This window comes from Candidatus Kuenenia stuttgartiensis, from assembly GCF_900232105.1.
GTDB classification, from domain to species: domain Bacteria; phylum Planctomycetota; class Brocadiia; order Brocadiales; family Brocadiaceae; genus Kuenenia; species Kuenenia stuttgartiensis_A.
In genome coordinates this window covers 2,951,328-2,975,174 of sequence record NZ_LT934425.1, presented here as the reverse complement: position 1 = coordinate 2,975,174, position 23,847 = coordinate 2,951,328, and the positions used below count along the sequence as shown (strand labels likewise).

The 23,847-nt window shown below is 38.2% G+C and carries 11 protein-coding genes and 1 CRISPR repeat array; of the genes, 7 read left to right on the top strand and 4 right to left on the bottom strand.

Features of this window, described 5'->3' with window-relative positions; all coding sequences use genetic code 11:
• Positions 1 to 9: 9 nt before the first annotated feature.
• Genes cas5 through cas2 form a run of 5 tightly spaced genes read left to right on the top strand, consistent with a single transcriptional unit; the run spans position 10 to position 5,113 of the window.
• Positions 10 to 807, top strand: a complete 798-nt coding sequence (gene cas5 / locus KSMBR1_RS13840; RefSeq protein ID WP_099325854.1) for a CRISPR-associated protein Cas5 — start codon at positions 10 to 12, stop codon at positions 805 to 807.
• Positions 791 to 3,349 (top strand): CRISPR-associated helicase/endonuclease Cas3, encoded by a 2,559-nt coding sequence (locus KSMBR1_RS13835; RefSeq protein WP_099325853.1) that lies wholly within the window; start codon positions 791 to 793, stop codon positions 3,347 to 3,349. Before cas5 ends, KSMBR1_RS13835 begins: the two co-directional genes overlap by 17 nt.
• Positions 3,342 to 3,845: a CRISPR-associated protein Cas4 gene (gene cas4 / locus KSMBR1_RS13830; RefSeq protein WP_099325852.1), complete on the top strand. Its 504-nt coding sequence runs from the start codon at positions 3,342 to 3,344 to the stop codon at positions 3,843 to 3,845. The genes KSMBR1_RS13835 and cas4 overlap by 8 nt, the downstream gene beginning before the upstream one ends.
• Positions 3,846 to 3,851: 6 nt before the next feature.
• Positions 3,852 to 4,847 (top strand): type I-B CRISPR-associated endonuclease Cas1b, encoded by a 996-nt coding sequence (cas1b, locus tag KSMBR1_RS13825; protein WP_099325851.1) that lies wholly within the window; start codon positions 3,852 to 3,854, stop codon positions 4,845 to 4,847.
• Entirely contained in the window at positions 4,847 to 5,113 is a 267-nt protein-coding gene (cas2, locus tag KSMBR1_RS13820) for a CRISPR-associated endonuclease Cas2 (protein WP_099325850.1), read from the top strand. Before cas1b ends, cas2 begins: the two co-directional genes overlap by 1 nt.
• Positions 5,114 to 5,251: 138 nt before the next feature.
• A CRISPR array of direct repeats spans positions 5,252 to 12,342; the repeat unit is 30 nt; unit sequence GTTTTCATTCTACCTATGAGGAATTGAAAC.
• Positions 12,343 to 12,844: 502 nt separating this feature from the next.
• Here cas2 and KSMBR1_RS13815 read toward each other — a convergent pair.
• The 4 genes from KSMBR1_RS13815 to KSMBR1_RS13795 form a co-directional block, all read right to left on the bottom strand.
• Positions 12,845 to 14,284, bottom strand: a complete 1,440-nt coding sequence (locus KSMBR1_RS13815) for a TolC family protein (protein WP_099325849.1) — start codon at positions 14,282 to 14,284, stop codon at positions 12,845 to 12,847.
• A 94-nt stretch (positions 14,285 to 14,378) separates the two neighbouring features.
• Positions 14,379 to 17,615, bottom strand: coding sequence for an efflux RND transporter permease subunit (locus tag KSMBR1_RS13810; protein WP_099325848.1), 3,237 nt, complete (start codon positions 17,613 to 17,615; stop codon positions 14,379 to 14,381).
• 35 nt (positions 17,616 to 17,650) lie between these two features.
• On the bottom strand, positions 17,651 to 18,736 hold the full coding sequence (locus KSMBR1_RS13805; protein WP_099325847.1) for an efflux RND transporter periplasmic adaptor subunit: 1,086 nt from the start codon (positions 18,734 to 18,736) through the stop codon (positions 17,651 to 17,653).
• Positions 18,737 to 19,930: 1,194 nt separating this feature from the next.
• On the bottom strand, positions 19,931 to 20,881 hold the full coding sequence (locus KSMBR1_RS13795; protein ID WP_099327070.1) for a cytochrome-c peroxidase: 951 nt from the start codon (positions 20,879 to 20,881) through the stop codon (positions 19,931 to 19,933).
• A gap of 864 nt (positions 20,882 to 21,745) precedes the next feature.
• On the opposite strand from KSMBR1_RS13795, the gene KSMBR1_RS13790 reads away from it, so the two are divergent.
• Together KSMBR1_RS13790 and pgi are read left to right on the top strand one after the other, a co-directional pair.
• A complete protein-coding gene (locus KSMBR1_RS13790; RefSeq protein WP_099325845.1) occupies positions 21,746 to 22,048 on the top strand; it encodes a hypothetical protein in 303 nt (100 codons plus the stop codon).
• Between the two features lie 34 nt (positions 22,049 to 22,082).
• Positions 22,083 to 23,732, top strand: coding sequence for a glucose-6-phosphate isomerase (gene pgi, locus KSMBR1_RS13785; protein ID WP_099325844.1), 1,650 nt, complete (start codon positions 22,083 to 22,085; stop codon positions 23,730 to 23,732).
• Positions 23,733 to 23,847 lie beyond the last annotated feature (115 nt).

Below are 23,847 nucleotides of genomic sequence, written 5' to 3'. Positions count from 1 at the left end.
AGAAAATCAATGAATGTATTTTCTTTTGAACTTGCGGGTGATATGGCTTTCTTCAAGAAAAACGATGCCAATGATATGGTGTATATAAGCTATAATTTTCTGCACAAACCGGCTGTGTTAGGCATTATCGGCGCTATCCTCGGAATACCCGGTTATTCTGAATCTAAGGCAAAGCAACATCCTGACTTTTATACAAATTTAAAGGATATGAAAATTGCAATACTTCCCCATTATGAGAAACCCTTGAAAAAAGTTATTACGGGTTTTAATAATGCCTCTTGCCTTGCATCCAAAAGCTCTGGCGGCCAGGGACAAACATGGCAGATAAGAGAACAAATCCTCATAGGAGAACAAGAAATCAGATATACGGTATTTGTTCTTGATAATAACGCAATTCAGGATGGCCTGATTAGTAAGCTAAAGAAACTTTTAATAAACAGAGAATCCGAATACCCTCTTTATTTCGGGAAAAATGAGTTTTTTGCTTATCATGAGAATTATCAGGAATATGAAGCAGCACCATTGTCTGCTTCCGAAGCATCTGTATGCGGGTTAGTTAAAGCGGGAGATAAGAACACAAATATTTTACGTGAATTCTCTTTTGAGGATTTCGACCCCTTTGAAAAAAAATTAAATGAAGGTTACACAATATATGAACATCTGCCATACGATTTTGATGCGAGAGGTTTTTATAAAAAGGATGTGTTCGTTCTGACTCAGCGGGAAATTATCATAAAAGATAAAACAGGTTTTTATACGCTTGTAAATAAAAACGAAGGAGAACCGTTCAATGTCCAGTTTATTTAATGTAGTTTTAAAAGATATTAAAGCATTTGCCCATTCAAAAACAGATAGCGTAAAGGAGCCTTTTCATACACATTGTGACAAAACATTATTTTATTTTGACAACATAATACAAACGTATGAAATTGAGGACATCTTCCACCGGTTAATAACAGATATAGATGTGGACAATAGTGTTGACAATGAAAAGCTATTAAAGATCATGCGGGAATTTGTGTTTTTTCATGATATAGGCAAATTAACTCCTGAATTTCAGGCAAAGCTGGATGGAGAAAAGAATAAAACGACACATAGTGATAAGAGTTTTTTTGTACTGGTGTATGCTGTTCTGAAATTGAAAAAAACTGATACGGTCAACAACAAAGAGTTCATGATTCTTTTTTTACTGCTTTATTCAGTATACAAACATCATGGCAGATTAAATGACATACTTAATGATATACAAAACTTTTCATGCAGAGCTGATGTAAAAGTTTTGATTGATATACTTCAACAGCTTAATGAAATACCTGACAATAATATTCTTGAAGCAGTGTCTGCGGGAGGATTCTGGAAAAAATGGAACGATCGGGGCATGAGAGAGCTTGTAAGAAAACTGTCGAAAGAATCCATGTCATTCTTCATTCTTGTAAAAATGTTTCACTCCTGTCTCATTTCGTCTGACTATTTTGCCACAATGGAGTTCAAGACAGGGCAAAAATTCAATCACGATATTCTACGCAATGAAATTAAAGAGGAGGTTTTTAACAATTTCCATAAAGTTGATGAGTTTGAAATTAATCAAAAAAAAGAAATAAATTTTAATGTAAATATTAGTAAAGATAGAAACTCCCTCAGGAATGTTAATATTGAGGATATTAAATGGTCAGATAATCAAAAAAGGAAAGAAGCCCTTAACAAGATTCGTTCAATTTTAAATGTTGTTACAGAAAACAATCTTGAGAATATCCTGGATGAACAATCTGATATCAGAACATTCTTTCTTAATATACCTACGGGTGGTGGTAAAACAAATATTTCACTTCGTTTAGCACTAAAGATTATGGAGAAAAGAGAGATTAAAAAACTCTTTTATGTCTTTCCTTTTATTAATTTGATTGAGCAGAGTTACGAAGTACTTGGAAAATTTATAGGTTTAAGAAATATGGCACGGCTGGATTCGCGGTTCATAGATTCGTCTGACAATGAAGACAATTATGAGGATGATACCTCTGTATTTGCAAATTATGTTGATAATTTGTTTTTCAACAAACCTGTCCTTTTCCTAAGTCATGTGAAATTCTTTGACCTTTTCTTTAGAAACGACAAAAACTCCAATTATAACTTTTACCAAATAGCTAACAGTGTCGTTATAATAGATGAAATTCAGGCTTATAAAGATACAGTTTGGACGGAAGTTGCTTATATGTTTGATGTAATAGGCCGATTTCTCAATACCCATTTCATTGTAATGAGCGCAACACTACCAAGGTTGGATATTCTCACAAATTCAACATTTCATCAAATCATACCTGAAGATACATCCAGCAAAGTATTCAAACATGAAGTATTTAACAGGACAAGAATAACACCTGATAAAAAACTAAAAATTAACGAATCAAATGACAAAAACAGATTCGACAAATTGGTAAACCGGATTAAAAAACTTAATAAAGAAAACAAGATTCTTATCGTTCTAAATACGGTAAAAGATTCTTTTGATATATACATAAAAATTCAAAAGGAAAAAACAATCTCTGAAGAATTTGAGGTGTACCTTCTTAATTCAACAATTATAGAAGCAAGGAAAAAAGACATACTTATAGCCTGTAAAGATGCAAACAGGAAGATTGTACTTGTATCGACTCAGTCTGTTGAGGCTGGTGTTGATATTGATTTTGATGTGGGGTTTAGAGCTTATGCGCCTTTTGACAGCATCGTTCAGGTAGCAGGCAGGATAAACAGGAATAGCGGCAAAGAGTGTTGTGAAATGTTTGTATTCGAAGACGACGCAAGTGAAAAAGTTTATGGAAAAGATTTAAAATCAAGAGAAACAAATAAAGAAGCGTTCTTTAGTAAAAAAACCATTGACGAAAATAGTGAATTACAAGAATTCTACAAAAGAGTTATAAATGGAATAGATCAAAAGAACAAGATGTCCTTTGTTGACAGTTCTCAAACAAACATATCAGACATAAGAAATCTATTTTTAAAACAGGTAGACCGAAATGTACATCTGATTGATGGCGATACGATTTCCATTTATATTCCTTATAATGAGAAAGGTGAAACATTATGGATCGAATACATGTCGCTTTTTGATGGAGAAAAATCCTTAGAGAATGCAATTAGAATCAAGGAATTTAAAAAGAAATTGATACCTTATTCAATAAATGTTTTCAACTGTTATACGAAACATGGAAAACTTAGAAAAATAATCGATGAAGAGATAAGGCACGGATTTTACTATTGTGAAAACTGGCATCAATTTTATAGCATAGAAAAAGGACTTGATCAGGAGGGATTTAAAAAGACTGTCGGAGAAAGAGAGGCTATTTTTGTCTGACCAGCTAAAAGTAACAGGGTCAATATTGCAGGCATATGTTGTTTGCCAAAGACAGGCGTGGTTGATGTCCAGGAATATATCGGGTAATCAGTATAATGAATTTATTGCTATCGGTCGCCTGCTTTCAGAAGAAACATACAAAAGGGATAAAAAGGAAATACTGATAGACGGTAGTAAAATTGACGTTATCAGACAGAAAGATGGCATTATTACCTTAATTGAAACGAAAAAGAGTTCCAGGATGATTGAGGCTTCCCAAATGCAATTGCTCTTTTATCTTTATAATGTTTCAAGAAAAGATCGAACCATCAAAGGGGAGATCCGGATACCAAAAGAAAAAAAGGTAGTGCCAGTAGAATTAACAGATGAACGCATAATAGAGGTCGAAAATTTAATCGCAAAAATCAAATATCTGATTCAACAAGAATCTGCCCCGGAAAAAGTTTGGGTAAAGTTTTGCAAGACGTGCTCATATCTTGAATTTTGCTGGTCGTAAACAATCATGAAAGAAACTGTATATATATTTTCAAACGGACGCCTTAAACGGAAAGACAATACCCTTTTCTTTGAAACCGAAGATGGAAATAAGAAATTTATTCCCGTTGAGAACACAAAGGAAATCTTTATGTTCGGAGAGACGGATCTGAACTCGAAGGTGCTTAACTTTCTATCCCAAAACGAAATCGTCCTCTCCTATTTTAATTACTACGGCTATTATGCCGGCAGTTTTTATCCCAGGGAGCATTACAATTCAGGCTTTATGATTCTAAGACAGGCAGACCATTATACCGACGAGACGAAAAGACAGTTTATTGCAAAGAAGTTCATTGAGGGCGCCGTAAAAAACTGCCTTAAGATTCTGAAGTATTATGAAAGACGGGGGAAAGACCTCACGCAGTACATAAACGGGATAGAAGATATTCTTTCAAAACTTGAAGAACAGGAAAGTATTGAAAAGGCAATGGCCATTGAAGGCCAGATAAAGCAATTATACTACAACGCCTTTAATTGTATTATTGACGATCCGGAGTTTTCCTTTGAAAGGCGTACAAAAAGGCCGCCCAGAGATTTTTTAAACACCCTGATAAGTTTCTCTAATTCAGTGATATATTCCTATGTGCTTTCCGAAATATACCAGACACACCTTGACCCGCGCATAGGGTTTCTCCACACAACCAACTTCAGGAGATTCACACTTAACCTGGATGTGGCAGAAATATTTAAGCCCGTTATAGGTGACAGGACAATTTTTGCCGTACTCAACAAAAAAATCATTACAGAAAACGATTTTGAAAAACAGTTGAACGGAATACTATTAAAAGACTCCGCAAGAAAACGATTTCTTCAATACATGGAAGAACGTCTGAAAGAAACGATTAAACATTCCGGGTTGAATAAACAGGTAAGTTATCGAAGACTCATGAGGCTGGAGCTTTACAAACTGGAAAAACATCTTATGGAAGAGGAAACATACAAACCCTTTGTTATGGATTGGTAATGTTTGTTATATTGTACTATGATGTCAACAGTAAGCATTGCGGAAAAATGGTGAAGGCTTGCCGTAAGTATCTTCAATGGGTTCAAAATTCGGTTTTTGAAGGTGAAATATCAGAAGCTGCATATGAAAAAATGATTTTAGAACTTAAAAAAATAATTAAAAGTGAAGATAACGATTCAATTATCGTTTATAAATTCAGACAAATGAAATACTATGATAGATGTGTTTATGGCATGGATAAAAAGGATGATATTCAATTTATTTAACATCTGTCGACCTTTGATACAGAAAAATCTATTAAAGATCGACAGAAAATGTATAACATTTTTAGAAATTTATGGCATTTTTCCTTTTAAAATTGTTTAAAAAGCGCTGCAGAACGTCTTATCTCGCTTAAATGGCTGGTTTTCATTCTACCTATGAGGAATTGAAACAATTGTTTAGAGCATATGTAAGAGATACGGCAATAAGTTTTCATTCTACCTATGAGGAATTGAAACATATTATTATATCTCCGGTCTGTATTGATTTTACTACGTTTTCATTCTACCTATGAGGAATTGAAACTCAAAACAATCTTGACAATAATCTTCCCCATCATGCGTTTTCATTCTACCTATGAGGAATTGAAACTTAGGCTTTTTCTCCTTTTTAAGATATTCTCTAACGTTTTCATTCTACCTATGAGGAATTGAAACCTAGTTTTGCAAAAACTTTTTGCTTTTCTAATAATTTGTTTTCATTCTACCTATGAGGAATTGAAACTGCTGTTGAAAAACCCCATGAAAAATGCGATTTTTTGGTTTTCATTCTACCTATGAGGAATTGAAACGGGTTTTCGGCATAGGCTTTTTTTGCCTTTAGTTTAAGTTTTCATTCTACCTATGAGGAATTGAAACCAAATATTTAGCTTTTCTTTCCTGCGTTTCTTTAAGTGTTTTCATTCTACCTATGAGGAATTGAAACCAAATATTTAGCTTTTCTTTCCTGCGTTTCTTTAAGGTTTTCATTCTACCTATGAGGAATTGAAACGTGCTTCAGTGCTACGCACTGCACTGCACTGCACTGGTTTTCATTCTACCTATGAGGAATTGAAACAAGAAACCGAACCATTTTTAAGACTTTTTAATGGCTTGCGTTTTCATTCTACCTATGAGGAATTGAAACAACATAATCTCCTTCTTGCGCAAATTTGACAAAACCGTTTTCATTCTACCTATGAGGAATTGAAACTGTAAATTTTTCGATCTTCTTTATGCGCAGCATACCGTTTTCATTCTACCTATGAGGAATTGAAACTAGACTATAATTATGAACAAACCAGAAAATATGTCCGTTTTCATTCTACCTATGAGGAATTGAAACCTGCTACCCTCGATGGTTTTCACCACTGAGTGAGTTGTTTTCATTCTACCTATGAGGAATTGAAACCTTTTCCATACTTCTCAAAAAGCATACCATTTTCATCTGTTTTCATTCTACCTATGAGGAATTGAAACTCTTGCAACTGAACCCAAACATAATCTCCTTCTTGGGTTTTCATTCTACCTATGAGGAATTGAAACATATTAAAATAATAAAATAATAAAATAATTTAAAATGTTTTCATTCTACCTATGAGGAATTGAAACAAAAAATGGCATGCTTTGAACAAAGAAAAAGCAAACGTTTTCATTCTACCTATGAGGAATTGAAACTAAATATTACCGCTCAAAATCTCGCCAGAGTCTAAAAGTTTTCATTCTACCTATGAGGAATTGAAACTCGTACATCCTGTCTAATGCCGGCACCGGCACAGATAAGTTTTCATTCTACCTATGAGGAATTGAAACAACTTCCAACGGCAGCATTAACCCTTGCGTCTGTGTAGTTTTCATTCTACCTATGAGGAATTGAAACCCCGTAGAAGTACTTGTTCCGGTTACGCCAGAACCAAGTTTTCATTCTACCTATGAGGAATTGAAACCACCACAAGCACGCTTAAAATACGGTACGATTTCAATGTTTTCATTCTACCTATGAGGAATTGAAACCAAAGCGTGACTGGTAGCGGTACTACGGGATATTTATCGTTTTCATTCTACCTATGAGGAATTGAAACTTAACCCTTGCGTCTGTATAATATTTATTTGTACTGCCGTTTTCATTCTACCTATGAGGAATTGAAACTCGATTTTGCCGCTTCCATCTGCGATAGGGATACCAGTTTTCATTCTACCTATGAGGAATTGAAACGAGTGCAAGATCGAAGCAAAAAGTTTATTTAATTTGCGTTTTCATTCTACCTATGAGGAATTGAAACCCCTAAGTCCAAAGAATGGTTGTTTACTATCGGGGGTTTTCATTCTACCTATGAGGAATTGAAACACATAATAATTGGTCATTGCCATTCAAGTGCAATAAAGTTTTCATTCTACCTATGAGGAATTGAAACAATGCCTACAACAAAGTTAGGTGGAAAAACCATTCGTTTTCATTCTACCTATGAGGAATTGAAACTTTAATCTTTCTTTAGGAAAATCTTTTTTAAGAATTGTTTTCATTCTACCTATGAGGAATTGAAACATATGTTTAATGTGGTTATTTGGGTGTCCAAAAAGAGTTTTCATTCTACCTATGAGGAATTGAAACAAAGACAATAAAGTCCCTGATGTAATGTTCCCTTGAGTTTTCATTCTACCTATGAGGAATTGAAACTAATTAATTCCACTAATAGTTTTAATTCCAATATCTAGTTTTCATTCTACCTATGAGGAATTGAAACAGGGAAGAAATCCGGTCTTGCAGCTCCATTCGGATTTGTTTTCATTCTACCTATGAGGAATTGAAACTCATAAAATTCCATATCAACCACGGCGTGAGAATTTGAAGGTTTTCATTCTACCTATGAGGAATTGAAACACAACCCGAAATCTATTATACTGGATTCTTTTGCCACAGTTTTCATTCTACCTATGAGGAATTGAAACTTGAAGTAATCTTCTACTTCTTTTTGAAATGCCGGTAGTTTTCATTCTACCTATGAGGAATTGAAACCCGCAAGCGTTGCTAATGCCTTTTCGCGGAATTGAGCGTTTTCATTCTACCTATGAGGAATTGAAACTTTTTCCTAAAAACCATTCTTGTGCGTGCAATGCCCGTTTTCATTCTACCTATGAGGAATTGAAACCCAGTCTTGCGGCTGTAAGCGTAATACCTACGCCAGGTTTTCATTCTACCTATGAGGAATTGAAACCCGCAATGCTTTTCTTTTGGCAATCTTTGCAGCAGGTTTTCATTCTACCTATGAGGAATTGAAACTCTAGATGTGCTGGAAAAGCTGTATCAAGCGTTTCCGTTTTCATTCTACCTATGAGGAATTGAAACATCGTTTGGGCGATAATGTTACTGTTTGTAATTATGTTTTCATTCTACCTATGAGGAATTGAAACTTTATTTCCAATTTATCAAAGAGTTCTGCATAATTCCAAGTTTTCATTCTACCTATGAGGAATTGAAACCTGGTATTATCCTTAGTACCTTAGTACCTTAGTACCGTTTTCATTCTACCTATGAGGAATTGAAACCCAGCTTTGTGCAATTCAGCAATCCGGGTACAAGTTTTCATTCTACCTATGAGGAATTGAAACTAACGATGTACATTTGTGTTGCGGTTACAATTTTATATGTTTTCATTCTACCTATGAGGAATTGAAACGAAAAGGAGCCGAAATGAATATTGAGACAACAAAAACGTTTTCATTCTACCTATGAGGAATTGAAACTTCTTCCCCCTCAGCGATAATGTTGTGTTTGTAGTGCGTTTTCATTCTACCTATGAGGAATTGAAACAAAAACATAATATATTATGTTGGAGGAAAAGATATAGGTTTTCATTCTACCTATGAGGAATTGAAACAGTGTTAAAGAAAAAGACATATAATGTAGAACTGCCGTTTTCATTCTACCTATGAGGAATTGAAACTAAATTATTGCCGTGGCCCGAAACAATGTTTGTTTTTGTTTTCATTCTACCTATGAGGAATTGAAACAATTCCCTTTGCGAATTAGGCAATTCGGACAAACTTTAGTTTTCATTCTACCTATGAGGAATTGAAACAAGTATTATGTCCGAAATATAATTGATAATAGTAATCGTTTTCATTCTACCTATGAGGAATTGAAACAGAACCAAAATTTGACGAAATCCCATTCTAAATTTAAGTTTTCATTCTACCTATGAGGAATTGAAACATAATCCTTGCACAAAATTACATAGGTAGATATGCAAGTTTTCATTCTACCTATGAGGAATTGAAACTGTTTGAAGCATAAAGGTTTAAAGGATGATTGCAGGGTTTTCATTCTACCTATGAGGAATTGAAACATATTATACTAATGCAAGGGTTAACGCCGCAGTTGGTTTTCATTCTACCTATGAGGAATTGAAACTTCCTCTATCCCCCAAAATCTATTAGACACTTCTAAAAGTTTTCATTCTACCTATGAGGAATTGAAACTTATCTTTTCCTCTTTTTTCAAGACGGTGGAAAAGCGTTTTCATTCTACCTATGAGGAATTGAAACGAATATGGCAAGCATGGTACTTGATTCTATAGCGCGTTTTCATTCTACCTATGAGGAATTGAAACTAGTCCACCTCGCAACGTATTGGTACTGCATAGCCGTTTTCATTCTACCTATGAGGAATTGAAACAAGACAGAAACAGAACGAAAAGCTGAACAGAGGCGGGTTTTCATTCTACCTATGAGGAATTGAAACTATATTGATAATGATATATTAATGTTATGTGATTTATGTTTTCATTCTACCTATGAGGAATTGAAACGGGTCAGTACCCTGCCTGTTGCTAATGCCTCTTTACGTTTTCATTCTACCTATGAGGAATTGAAACTCGGGAAAATATTGGTAAAGAGATTCAGGATTTGTCTGGTTTTCATTCTACCTATGAGGAATTGAAACGCCTATCATACCACCTATCCAATCGTTGTTGTCTCAGTTTTCATTCTACCTATGAGGAATTGAAACCCTCACAGACGCGCTAAAAATTTCTTCAATTAATAAGTTTTCATTCTACCTATGAGGAATTGAAACCGGGGGAAATGAGCGGAGAGGAAAAACAAGCATCGGGTTTTCATTCTACCTATGAGGAATTGAAACCGATAAGGCGCAAAAGTGGTATAGTCCCCAGCAGTTTCGTTTTCATTCTACCTATGAGGAATTGAAACTTGGAAGATTGCATTGAAAACGCCTATACATGGAATACAGTTTTCATTCTACCTATGAGGAATTGAAACGAAGTTAAATCCCTGCGTCCTGGGATTTGAACTGGGGTTTTCATTCTACCTATGAGGAATTGAAACAGACAATGGACTGCAAACTTGAAAAGAATGGAGTTTATGTTTTCATTCTACCTATGAGGAATTGAAACATTTGTTCAAAAGCCAGTGCCCCGCCAAACCCAATCCGTTTTCATTCTACCTATGAGGAATTGAAACGCAATGGCTGGTTGATTATTTTACTGGCGGCACAAGTTTTCATTCTACCTATGAGGAATTGAAACTTCGTTCGGGGGGAGGATGTTAGCGAGTATTTGTTTGTTTTCATTCTACCTATGAGGAATTGAAACTGGATTCTTAGAGACAACGCCGGGGAACGCAATCGAGTTTTCATTCTACCTATGAGGAATTGAAACCGAAGGGCATCTATTTTTGCCTTGAATCCTGCATCGTTTTCATTCTACCTATGAGGAATTGAAACCACCTTGCGCGTGTGAATAATTTTCCACCCCCGGCACGACGTTTTCATTCTACCTATGAGGAATTGAAACAGAGTTCGATTTTTCTTTTCTGAACTAGCCATTTTTCGTTTTCATTCTACCTATGAGGAATTGAAACCAGTGTAAGTAGTTTTATTATTCGCTATGATTTTAATGTTTTCATTCTACCTATGAGGAATTGAAACACATCTCTACAACTTGAACAAACAAAATATTTATCGCGTTTTCATTCTACCTATGAGGAATTGAAACAAAGACAATAAAGTCCTTGATGTAATGTTCCCTTGAGTGTTTTCATTCTACCTATGAGGAATTGAAACCCATGTTTCTCGTAAAAATTTGTTTTACAGCGGTTGGTTTTCATTCTACCTATGAGGAATTGAAACAATGCAATGTCCAGTTTCCCAACATCTCTACAGTTTGGTTTTCATTCTACCTATGAGGAATTGAAACGCGCCTTTTCAAATTCCTTTTGCGCCTGGCATTCAGGTTTTCATTCTACCTATGAGGAATTGAAACGACACTTCCAGTTTTCGAGACGTCAAAAAAATCCTTGTTTTCATTCTACCTATGAGGAATTGAAACTTAAATGTTGCATTAGGGAATTTACCAAATATGCATGGTTTTCATTCTACCTATGAGGAATTGAAACTTTTTCAAAAGGAAATGCAGAAGCATTTGATTTTTGGTTTTCATTCTACCTATGAGGAATTGAAACTTCTGAGAATTCATTTTAATCATAATGCTTAATTCATGTTTTCATTCTACCTATGAGGAATTGAAACTACATTGCAGGGATATTAAGTGTCTCTCTATGTGAATGTTTTCATTCTACCTATGAGGGATTGAAACAGCCGCAAAAAGGACAGCAATGGATACGGACAGACGTTTTCATTCTACCTATGAGGAATTGAAACTAACTTTGTCCTAGTCCATACATTAACTCTAAACGAGAGTTTTCATTCTACCTATGAGGAATTGAAACAGATAGACGAATACAGGGAAATACGAGAGAAAGACGAGTTTTCATTCTACCTATGAGGAATTGAAACGTGCAAAAACCATTCGTTAATTTATGTTGACAGTTTTGTTTTCATTCTACCTATGAGGAATTGAAACGGATTATCCCAAAGCACATTGGATCGATGCCGCCTGGTTTTCATTCTACCTATGAGGAATTGAAACCGGGTACGTACCAGAGCACCGTCTCGTCATGGAAGTGTTTTCATTCTACCTATGAGGAATTGAAACTTTCCCATATCTCCTTTATAATGTGGCCTCTCCAGCGTTTTCATTCTACCTATGAGGAATTGAAACGCGTGCGCCGCGACATGCCTTGCCCATTCGAGCTGCGTTTTCATTCTACCTATGAGGAATTGAAACAAGATGGCGAAATCCACTTTCCAAAAGCGACAGGATGTTTTCATTCTACCTATGAGGAATTGAAACCAATAACTTGTTCGTCTTCTGCAACACAAAGATCGCGGTTTTCATTCTACCTATGAGGAATTGAAACAAACTTTCCCGATTGATACAACTTTCCGGCAACTTGTTTTCATTCTACCTATGAGGAATTGAAACAGGCCTTCACTAACTGTATTATTAATCTGCACGTTTGTGTTTTCATTCTACCTATGAGGAATTGAAACGGGTACGGGAGAATTACAAGTTGCACTATTATAATGAGTTTTCATTCTACCTATGAGGAATTGAAACCAACTATTTGAGTGGCTGTACCTTACCCGCCGCGAGTTTTCATTCGTAACTATTCAGCGTAATTTATTAAACTACCGGAGATCAGAACGTAATTGCACGGGAAACTTTGTTTCCGGTGAGGGTCTGACTTTACAAATTACAAACTGTCTTAACCCTGTGATTTTATTCCCTATCTATCAGCAAACAGGCGAGAAACCGGAGTTTCTCGAACAATTGCGTTCCCAAACTGGAGTTTGGGAACGAGCCGTGTATCGTTTACGCTGAATAGTTACTTTCATTCTACCTATGAGAATTTGAAACTGGAAAAACCCAGCCGCTATCCGCCCTCGTTTTCATTCTACCTAGTATGGCATTTCATTAAAATATCTACATTGATACCGTCATTGCAAGCGACAGCGAAGCAATCTTAAGTTTTTTGGGAACAAGAGATTGCTTCGTCGCTCCACCCCTCGCGATGACATTTTTTTACGTACACATTTTAACGAAACGATGTACTAGTATATCACATAATCGACTTCCATCCCCCACCCAATGCCTGGTAAATATTAACCATTGCGTTCATTTGCTGTACTTTCGTTTCAATCAGTTCCATTTTCGCTTCCAACGCATCACGTTGGGTCATTAACACTTCCAGATAATCGGCCCTGGCTGATTTGAACAGGTTATCTGCAATAGTAATCGACTGGGTAAGCGCCTGCACCTGCTTTGCCTTCAGGTCATAATTTTTTCCCAGGTTACTGATCTTTGACAGTTTATTGACAACCTCAATGTAAGCGTTCAGAACGGTACGTTCGTAATTGTAAACAGCCTGTATTTGCTTTGCGTTTGCATTGTTGTAAGTCGCCTTTATTGCGTTTCTGTTGATCAGGGGTACCGCCAACTCTCCGGCCAGGTTATACAGTATGGATTCTGGCGTTCTTATTAAATACTTCAGATCAAATGCCTGGTAACCTACACCTGCAACAATGTCTAAAGAAGGGTAAAACCGTGCTCTCGCCACTTTCACATCCAGCTTTGCTGCTGCCAGCTCCAGTTCTGCTTGTTTAATGTCAGGACGGTTGGTCAATAATTGTGATGGGAGACCGGCATGGATCGTGTCTGGCACCAAATCATTATATCCCTGAGAATTTCGCTGAACAGGCTGTGGGAATCTACCCACCAGGAAATTGATCCTGTTCTCCGTTTCCGTGATCTTTTGTTCAATATTGTACTGATAACTTTGGTTTTTGAGCACCTCTGCTTCAAACTTACGCACTGCCAGTTCGGTGGCTTTAGCTGCTTCTTTCTGTAGCTTTACGGTTTTCAGGGCATTTTTTTGGATTTCAATGTACTTTTTTACTACTTCAAGCATGTTATCGAGCGCCATCAGTTCGTAATAAGAACTGGATATTTCGGCAATCAGCTTAGTTACTATGAAATTTTTCCCTTCAATTGTGGACAGATACCTCAATGCTGCTGCTTTTTTGGCATTCCGCAACTTTTTCCATATATCCACTTCCCATGAAACATTGGCAGATATCAAATAATCCGGCAGTGGTTCAGGGAACTCCTTACCGGATTTAATATCAAGGTTTTCTTCAACAGCCCCATTTCTGGTAAACTCGCCCACCTTTTCAGCCCCGGCTCCCATCTTAAGATTTACAAAAGGCAGATATTCCCCTTTTCTGGCTTGTACTTCATTTTCGGCAATGATAATTTCCTGCAAAGTGATATTCAGTTCCTGGTTGTTTTGCAGTGCGGTATCAATCAGGGCTATAAGACTGGTATCGGTGAAAAATTTCATCCAACTAACCTCTGCCGTATTGACTGTATCCTGTACATTATTATAACTTTCAGGAACGCTGCTATTTTCTGTTTTTTGTGACAACATAGGCGCACAGCCTTTGAATACCAGCGAAATACAGATTATCCCTATATAGCTCAATATGCTGTTTCTTTTCATTGTCTTTAATTTCTTTGATTACTCTTTATTTCGACCTTAACAATTTTTTAATTAGCTTGTTAGAAGCCTTCCGCAGGTTTTTTGAGATCATGTTCTAACTTTCTTTTGTATGTTCATTTTCTTCTTCGTTCAGGCCTGTGGGAAAACCAGTACAAACGCTGAGATATTTGTCTCTTGAATGCACATATTCTTCGCTCAGGGGTTCTAAATATTCATCTTTTATGAGTTGACGGCCTTCTATGAGTTTACCGAATATGTAATACAATCCGGGAATAACGATTACCCCGAAAACGGTTCCAATAAGCATACCCCCAAGAGAAGATGAGCCTATGGTACGATTACCAATGGCGCCAGGACCGGTGGCAGTAACCAGGGGTATCAATCCCGCACAAAAGGCAAAGGAAGTCATCAGGATCGGTCGAAAACGCATCCTGGCACCTTCTATAGCCGCATCGATTATGGTCGCTCCCTGATGATGGTTCTGAACGGCAAATTCCACGATCAGCACAGCATTCTTTGTCAGCAAGCCGATCAACATGATCATCCCTACCTGGGCATAAACGTCGTTGGCCAATCCCGTGAGTTTGAGCAGTAAAAACGAACCAAATATTCCGATCGGCAGGGAAAAGATTACCGCTAAAGGCAAGACGAAGCTCTCGTACTGTGCGGCAAGCACCAAATAGACAAAAATGAGCACGATAGCAAAGATATAAATCGCTTCATTTCCCCGTGCGGCTTCATCAAACGAAAGGCCTTCCCAGGCGATGTCATACCCTATGGGCAAAACTTCCTCAGCTACCTCCCGTATCGCTTGTATGGCCTCGCCAGTAGTGTGCCCCCGTGCGGGAAACCCCCTGATGGCAGCCGAATTGTATAAGTTGTAACGGGTAATTTCATTGGGGCCCTGTGTTTTTTTCATCTTCATAAATGATGAATAAGGCACCATCTCATCATATTTATTTTTTACATACAGTTTCTCAATATCCGATGGGAACCTTCGGCTTTCCGGAACCGACTGTGTGTAAACTTTGAAAAAACGGCCAAATCGAATAAACCCTTGCTCATAAGTACTCCCTATCAGAATGTTGAGGTTTTCTATTGCTCTTTCGATAGACACCCCTTTCTGCATAGCAGCTTTGTTGTCTATCTCCAACTCATATTGAGGATAATTGGCCGCATAAAAAGTAAATAAGCCGGACAGCTCTTTTCGCTCGCGCATGGCGTCCATAAATTCACTATTTATTTTTTCAAATTCATGGTAATCTGTAGAATTGGTTTTATCGAGCAGGCGCAGAGAAAAACCGCCGGAAGAACCAAATCCCGGCACAGGAGGTGGTTCAAAAAACTCTATGATGGCTCCAAGATCCTTCGTTTTTTCTTCCATTTCCTCTATGGTCTCACGAACCGATTGTTTACGCTCCGACCAGTCTTTCAGGCTGATCAGGCATGTCCCCGCATTAGAGCCTCGTCCTTCTGTCATGATCTCATAACCGGCCAATGAAACAACCGATTCAACTGCATCAATTTCTTTGCAAACTTTTTGCAGTTCTTGGGCTACCTGATAGGTTAATTCCAGAGTGGAGCCTGGAGGGGTTTGTATAATGGCATAGATTGTACCCTGGTCTTCACCGGGAACAAATCCTGTTGGAACAACTGTGCTTTCCAAGAATATCCCGACACCAAATACCAGCAATATCCCGAAAGTGACCAATCTTCTGTTTGCTATTAATTTCAGCAATCCTACATATCTTCCTGTCAGCTTTCCGAACCCCTTGTTAAAATAGCCTAGCAACCACTTAATCGGTGATCTTTTTCTCGGTTTACCGTGCGTATTCTTCAATATAATGGCACACAGCACCGGTGTAAGCGTAAGTGCAACAATACCCGAAATAACAATGGAAGCGGCCATCGTAATGGAAAACTGCCGGTAGAATACACCTACCGGGCCCGACAAGAATGAGACAGGGATAAATACTGCTGTCATTACCAGCGTAATTGCAATAATGGCGCCACTGATCTCACGCATCACTTGTTGGGTGGCATTGTATGGCGACAGGTTTTCCTTTTCCATTTTGGCATGTACGGCTTCTACCACCACAATGGCATCGTCAACGACAATACCAATGGCCAGCACAAGGGCAAATAAGGTGACCAGGTTGATGGAAAGTCCGATAAACTGCATAAAAAAGAAGGCGCCGATCAGGGATACAGGAACGGCCAGTGTTGGAATTAACGTGGAGCGCCAATCGCCAAGAAAGATAAATACGACTAAAGCTACCAATATAAATGCGTCTCGTAACGTATGCATCACTTGTTCAATAGAGGCACTCAAAAATTGCGATACATCATAACTGATCTTATAATCCATTTTAGGTGGGAATTCCGCTTTTAATTCTTTCAGTTTGGCCTTTACCTGCTTAATGACCTCTTTGGCATTACTGCCGACTGTTTGTTTTAAAACAATGGATGCCGCCGGATGACCGTCAATGTTGGAATAGATGTCAAAAAATTCGCTTCCGAGCTCTACATTGGCTATATCTTTAAGGTAGAGTATTTCGCCTTTTTCATTGGCCCGAATGATGATATTCCCATATTGTTCCGGCTTGTTATACCTTCCCTGATATGTCAGCACATATTCCATCGATTGTGCATGTATTCCTGAACTTTGCCCTAATCTTCCCGGCCTGGCTATGATGCTTTGCTCCGACATTGACTTCATCACTTCTTCTGCCGAGATGTTATATGCACGCATCCGATCAGGTTTCAACCAGATGCGCATGGCGTATTTCCGGCTCCCCAGTATTTGCGCCATCGCTATACCGTTAATTCGTTGTATTTCCGGTATCATTTTGGTATAGGCGTAATTGTAAAGGAGCTTTTCATCGGTATTTTCATCTTCACTGTATAAGTTCACATACATCAACATACTGGGTTGTATAGGTGTGATGATAACTCCTTCCCGCTGAACCAGCGGAGGAAGAAGGGGCATCACCTGATCCACCCTTGTTTTCACCCTTATAACCGCTTGATTAGGATCAGTACCGGGTTCAAATATTATCCGGATGGTAGCTTCTCCTGCACTGGTAGCGTCAGATGCTATGTACCTCATTCCCTGAACACCATTGATAGCCGTTTCCAATGGAATAAGGGTGGATTTAACCAACACATCGGCATTGGAGCCAGGATAGGCAATAAAAATATTTACCGTTGTGGGAGCAATTTCAGGAAACTGTGATATAGGTAGCTGTGTTATGGACAATCCACCCATGAAAACAATGACGAGCGATATGACAATTGCAAATATGGGCCTGTGAAGAATGTTACTGAACATGTTTTTTTTCTTTCTTCTCTTTTCTAATACTTACATTATTCTGCATATAAATCCAGATGTGCCATTACCGAATCTGGATCCATAAATTCATAAGTTATTTCTTCCTTATCTCTTACTTTACGCAAGCCTTCTAAAAGTATCTTATCGTTTTCAGTTAAACCTTCTTTTACCACAAATAGGTGTGGCATTTCCGCTCCTATGGTAATGTGCCTTGTTCTTACTACATTGTTTTCATCTATCACAAAAACATATTTCTTATCCATGATCTCAAAAGTGGCTTTCTGCGGAATCAGCAGTGCGTTTTCGAGCGGTTTGGTCATTAGGATATTACCTGTTTCTCCATGCCTTAACAGCCCTTCCGGGTTGGGGAATGTTGCCCTGAAAGCAATATTACCTGTTTCGTTGTTAAAATCGGCTTCAATGGTGGTAACCACTCCGGGGTATTCAAAAAGCTGATTATTTGCCATTAGTAACTTTACTTGTACCTGGTTGTCTTTATTTATCTTTGTTTTGTAATCCAAATATTCCGCTTCCGGCACATTGAAATACACCCACATTTCACTGTTATCCGATAAAGTGGTAAGCAGTTCGCCTTCATCCAAAAGGCTTCCAAGCCTTACATGGAAGTGATCCATCAAACCATTAAAGGGAGCTCTGATATCCGTAAACCCTAAGCGTGCCTTAGCCAATGCCTGTTCAGCCTTTGCTTTATCAAATCTGGCCTTAGCCAGTGCCAATTCATTAGGAGATACTATATTGTTGTCTGCAAGCGATTTTGTATTTAAGTATTCAATTTCTGCCCCCTTTGCTTCGGCCTGTGCTTTGTGAAATTCGGCACGGTATATGACGGGCAGGACCTGGAACATAAGCTGCCCTTTCCTGACCAACTGCCCTTCATCCACAAAAATCTTATTTAAGTAGCCTCTTTCGAACGTTCTTATTTCAATATGTTGTATGGCATGGATTTGGCATACGTACTCCGTGGTGAGGGAAGTGTCTTTTCTCAACGGGCTGGTAACCAGAAATTTGACTTCCTCTTTTTTATGTTCTTCGTGTTCTGTTCCACAGCCTGCATGGCATAACAAAGCAATCAGGCTTACGAGTATGAGCATTCTTTTCATCAATACTCCAGACATTGAAAATCTTTATTATTAAACAATTAGAAAATTAAAACGGGTATATTTTGTGCTGAGTTTGTAAGCAAAAAGGGTAGATAGAGCCTCAACTTGAAAACCAGCTTAACCTGTTTACATCACCGATGCGTCCACATACTAAATGTAGCGCTTTAAGCAGTAAGTAAATTAATTAAACGCCAAGTAGCAAAGGCTCCTTGATTCAGAAAGAATCAAAGTAGGAATACTTCAAAAAGAAGGTAAAGGGAGGAATGGTAAAGGTAGCACGTTGATAAGGGGACAGACCGGAACGATGGTGCATTTACATTATGTGTTAATTGCTCCTCGTTGGAATAATATCCTCGAAGATTCTCTCGTTTCTTTTTCGCTTTTTTTTCTTCCAGTCCACATTCGTCTCCAGGAAAAGATGTGAAATAGATGTTCAGAGGATCACTGTGGTCACTAACAATAAAACCGGAAAAGCTATCCAGATGTGAATCAAGCGAAATCTCAACTTGATGATGATTTGACTGAGTATTAAAGGTAAAAGACTCTCCAAATCCAAAAAAGCAGAGAGTGCTACTTATAAAAATTAATGAAAGAATTATTTTTGAGAATTGTTTATCCATAAATATGCAACAGTGGCTTTTACTAAAAGTGTAAATAAAATTATTTTCATGAGTGTAGTAAAATATTCTCACAATTCAACTATTTTTTAAAATTATGCACGGTAATGAAACGACGGTAATGAAACGGATGACTTTCATCTCACAGCTACATTTTGGACAACATAATGGATCGATTTCACATATCTTTCCCCGCTGAAATACTGCGAGGACAAGCTTGATACAATCTCCCTGTTAACCCGACTTTCGCAATTCGCACCGAAAAACGATGATTTTTAGACATATATCGCCTTGAAACCCTTGATTTTGCTAAAGTAGGTTTTCAAAATGCGCTGTAGTGCCTACCGACCCTCTTGACGAGTCCAATAAAAACGGAGAAAATGCTTTCATGCTTTTACGAGCGAAATCAAGGATAAAGGATGGCAAAATGTACCGTTATTGGAGCGTAGTGGAGACCCGTCGAGTGCCTGGCATTGTTTCCGGATGACCCTAAAGAATTGCTCATAATGACCTGTGAGACCATCCATATACAACTGGACAAAAATGGAGGATATTCTTGTTTCTTCCGCCAATGCCCTCAATTCCGGTTTGGTTGCGGTGTATTTGCGCTTGAAGGTGGCAAAATGGGATAAATAAGTTCGGGTTGATCACCGGTCAGTGTTTTGAGAAACGCAACAATCCTGCTTGTTTCATTTTCAGTAAGTTTTATGCCTAACTGATATTCCGCCATCACATTCACCGCCTCACTCAAACTCCACGTGCTTGCATCATGAAAATAGGGCGCTGTGAGCTCAATATTTCTGAGCAGCGGCACCTTGAAAACGTATTTATCATTCTCATCCTTTGTCACGTTATAGCGTCCGAGCGTCTGGGTGTCTTTGTCATAGGGTTTTGCAATGCCAAATTTCTCAAAAGAGTTTCCTCCCACCCCGAATCCGTTATGGCAGCCTATGCATCCTTTTTCCTTAAAAAGGTCGTACCCCGCCTTTTCCTCAGCGGTGATTTTTTCGTCATAACCGTTTAGCCATGAATCGAACCGTGAGTTTGGAGTAGTCAGCGTTTCTTCAAATGCTGCGATGGCATCCGCAACGTTATCTATAGTAATCTTTCCCTCTCCATAGACATCCTTAAACCACCCCACATATTCCGGGATCGATTGCAATACATCTACCGCAAGTTGATAGTTCGAAGCCATTTCCATAGGATTGGCGATAGGGCCTTTTGCCTGCTCCTTCAAATCCTTGGCGCGTCCATCCCAGAATTGCGCCAGATTAAATTTTGAGTTCAGGACGGTTGGTGAATTTATAGGACCAAGCGTCCATTTATGTCCAATAGAAGTCGGCAGATTATCCGTACCGCCCGTAGAAAGATTGTGGCAGGAATTGCACGTAATCCATTCGGATTTAGACAACCTTGGTTCAAAGAATAACTTTTTCCCTAAATCCGTCTTTGCCCTGTTATCGTCAAAATTAATCGGGATCGGCTTGATGGGTTCTTTTGACCGTGAAGATACAGCGCCTCCCTGCATTCTTCCGCCTCTGCCATAGCCGATATTCCGGGGCGGTTCCTCCGCAGAAACCAGTACAGGTAATACAAAGGTAATAGCAGCAAATGCCAACAAACAACACATGGTAGCAAATCTAGTAATCTTCATATATCATCCTTTTTCGTGTGTAATGAAAACGTAGCCATTAAGTGATCCATAACAACATAATCCCATGTTACCTACAACGATTTTTATTTAATAATATTTATCAAATGCAAAATTGTCAACAGCATTTATTTGTATTCATAAATTAGTTACGTCACTATTTACCTGACTTCGAAGCTAATTTTATACACTACATTGAATATATATGCGGAAAGCCTGTATATTCAATAGTTTTCGCTTCCTTTAATAAAAACATAAACTATTCGTGTAGTGTATACAATATACACTATACATAATTCAATTAGTCGAAAAGACATTGATTTATCTTACTTTATTGCTCTTTATAATTTGTAGTGTATAAATTGAGCTTGGAATTTGGGTATTTAAATAAACAAATAAGATGAACCAAAATACAGAATAAAGAGACAAGGGAAGAATCATTTGTGCGTATACTATAGTATTTGGCGAAGCCGGAAGAATTAAAAACTTGCTATCTTTAACCTTTCTGATTTAATATCCCCCACACAAAAATATTCATATTGGCATTACCAGCAGCAAAAGTCCCCCCTTAAAAAGGGGAGGAAGGGGGTTGTTTTACGTATGACGAACCGTATATTTATAGTCAAAGAAATCAGATTTTGGAAATTCCTGGTAACCCGGCGTTTAATAAACATCCCGTCAGCTCCGCTGCCACCCTCTTTTTAGAGAGAAAAACGGGAAGTCCCCCCTATCAATACGCTTTTGACTATAGTTAAAGAAGATGCGACGGATTTAGAGCATCTGAGTCCGGAACGGTTTGCCTACATAAACTATATTTTTATTGTGGTAAACAACACACCGGAGGCATACCTTTCGGCGCATGAACTAGCTACAAGATTAGGCTTCAAGGAATCAGGAGATATAGAATACAGCGCAGACAATGCCATGTTCTTAATTCACGAGTGGAACACCCTGGTCCAGCATCTTCATTGGATAAAAAGAGCTTTTTATGGCTGGTTGCCAGCCGCGAAAACAATCCGGGCAAAATTGCCACTTATCAGTTAGAATACCCCTATTGGAGCTTTAAGGAGATGTAATTATGTTAAACAAAATCAACCCGATAAAGACAAAAAGCTGGAACAGCCTCGCTGAACATTTCAAAGATATTCAGCATATTCACATGAAAACGCTTTTTGCTAAAGACCCTGACAGATTTAAAAAATTTTCCATTAGATTTAACGACATACTTGTTGACTATTCCAAAAATATCATAACGGACGAAACCTTAAGACACCTTATCGCTCTTGCAAGAGAAACCGGACTCGAAGACGCTATCGAAAAAATGTTTTCCGGCAATGCAATAAATGAAACGGAGAATCGCGCCGTTTTGCATACCGCCTTACGAAACAGAGAAAATACACCCATCTATGCTGACGGCAAAAACGTAATGCCACAGGTAAATGCGGTGCTAAAGAAGATGGAAGCATTTTCGCGCAATGTCATTTCCGGAGAGTGGAAAGGATTTTCCGGCAGGAAGATTACTGACATTGTAAATATTGGCATTGGGGGTTCTGATTTAGGACCGGTAATGGTCACAGAATGTTTGCGTCCCTATGCCAAAAAAGGTCTATCGGTTCATTTCGTTTCAAACATAGACGGCACGCATATTGTGGAAACACTAAAAACACTGAATCCTGAAACTACCCTGTTCATGATTGCATCCAAGACATTTACAACACAGGAGACAATGACCAATGCGTTCTCCGCAAGGGAGTGGTTTTTACAATGCGCAAAAGATCACGCACATGTTGCAAGGCATTTCGTTGCAATTTCAACAAATACGGAAAAGGTGGAAGCGTTTGGCATTCACAGGGACAACATGTTTGTATTCTGGGACTGGGTTGGGGGCCGTTATTCGCTCTGGTCGGCAATTGGCTTGTCTATAGCCTGTTTTATCGGTTATGAAAATTTTAGTGAATTGCTGCACGGCGCCTTTGAAATGGATAACCATTTCAGAACTGCTCCGTTTGAAAAAAACATTCCTGTAATACTTGCGCTTATCGGGATATGGTACAACAATTTCTTTGGCGCACAAACAGAGGCTATTCTGCCCTACGACCAATACATGCACCGGTTCCCCGCATACTTCCAGCAAGGCAATATGGAAAGTAACGGGAAATCTACAGACCGGAGCGGCGATAAGGTAAATTATCAGACAGGACCCGTTATTTGGGGCGAGCCGGGGACAAACGGACAACACGCCTTTTATCAGTTAATCCATCAGGGTACAAAATTAATCCCTGCTGATTTTCTAGCACCTGCAATCAGCCATAACCCTCTTGGAGAACACCATAACATTCTTTTATCAAACTTTTTCGCACAGACGGAGGCGCTTTTAAAAGGAAAAACAAGAGATGAAGTCCTCGAAGAATTAAAGAAGGAATGCAAGAGTGATAATGAAATACAAAGGTTAGCCCCGCATAAGGTATTTGAAGGAAACAGACCCACCAATTCCATACTCTTCAAAAAACTAACCCCCACAGTATTAGGCAGTTTAATCGCCCTGTATGAACACAAAATATTTGTACAGGGTGTTATCTGGAACATTTTTAGTTTTGATCAATGGGGGGTTGAGTTAGGAAAACAACTCGCAAAAAAAATATTACCGGAATTAACGGATAACAAACCGATAGCCACTCATGATTCGTCAACAAACGGTTTGATTAATGCCTATAAGGAAATGAGGTAATATAGTTCACGCATAGTACCCTAAAAGGTATTTCTTTGCACTTTTTGGCAAAATATTTAATGGAGGAAACCGAATTTCTAAATTTGAAAATAATGAAATTGCAAAAATATTTAAT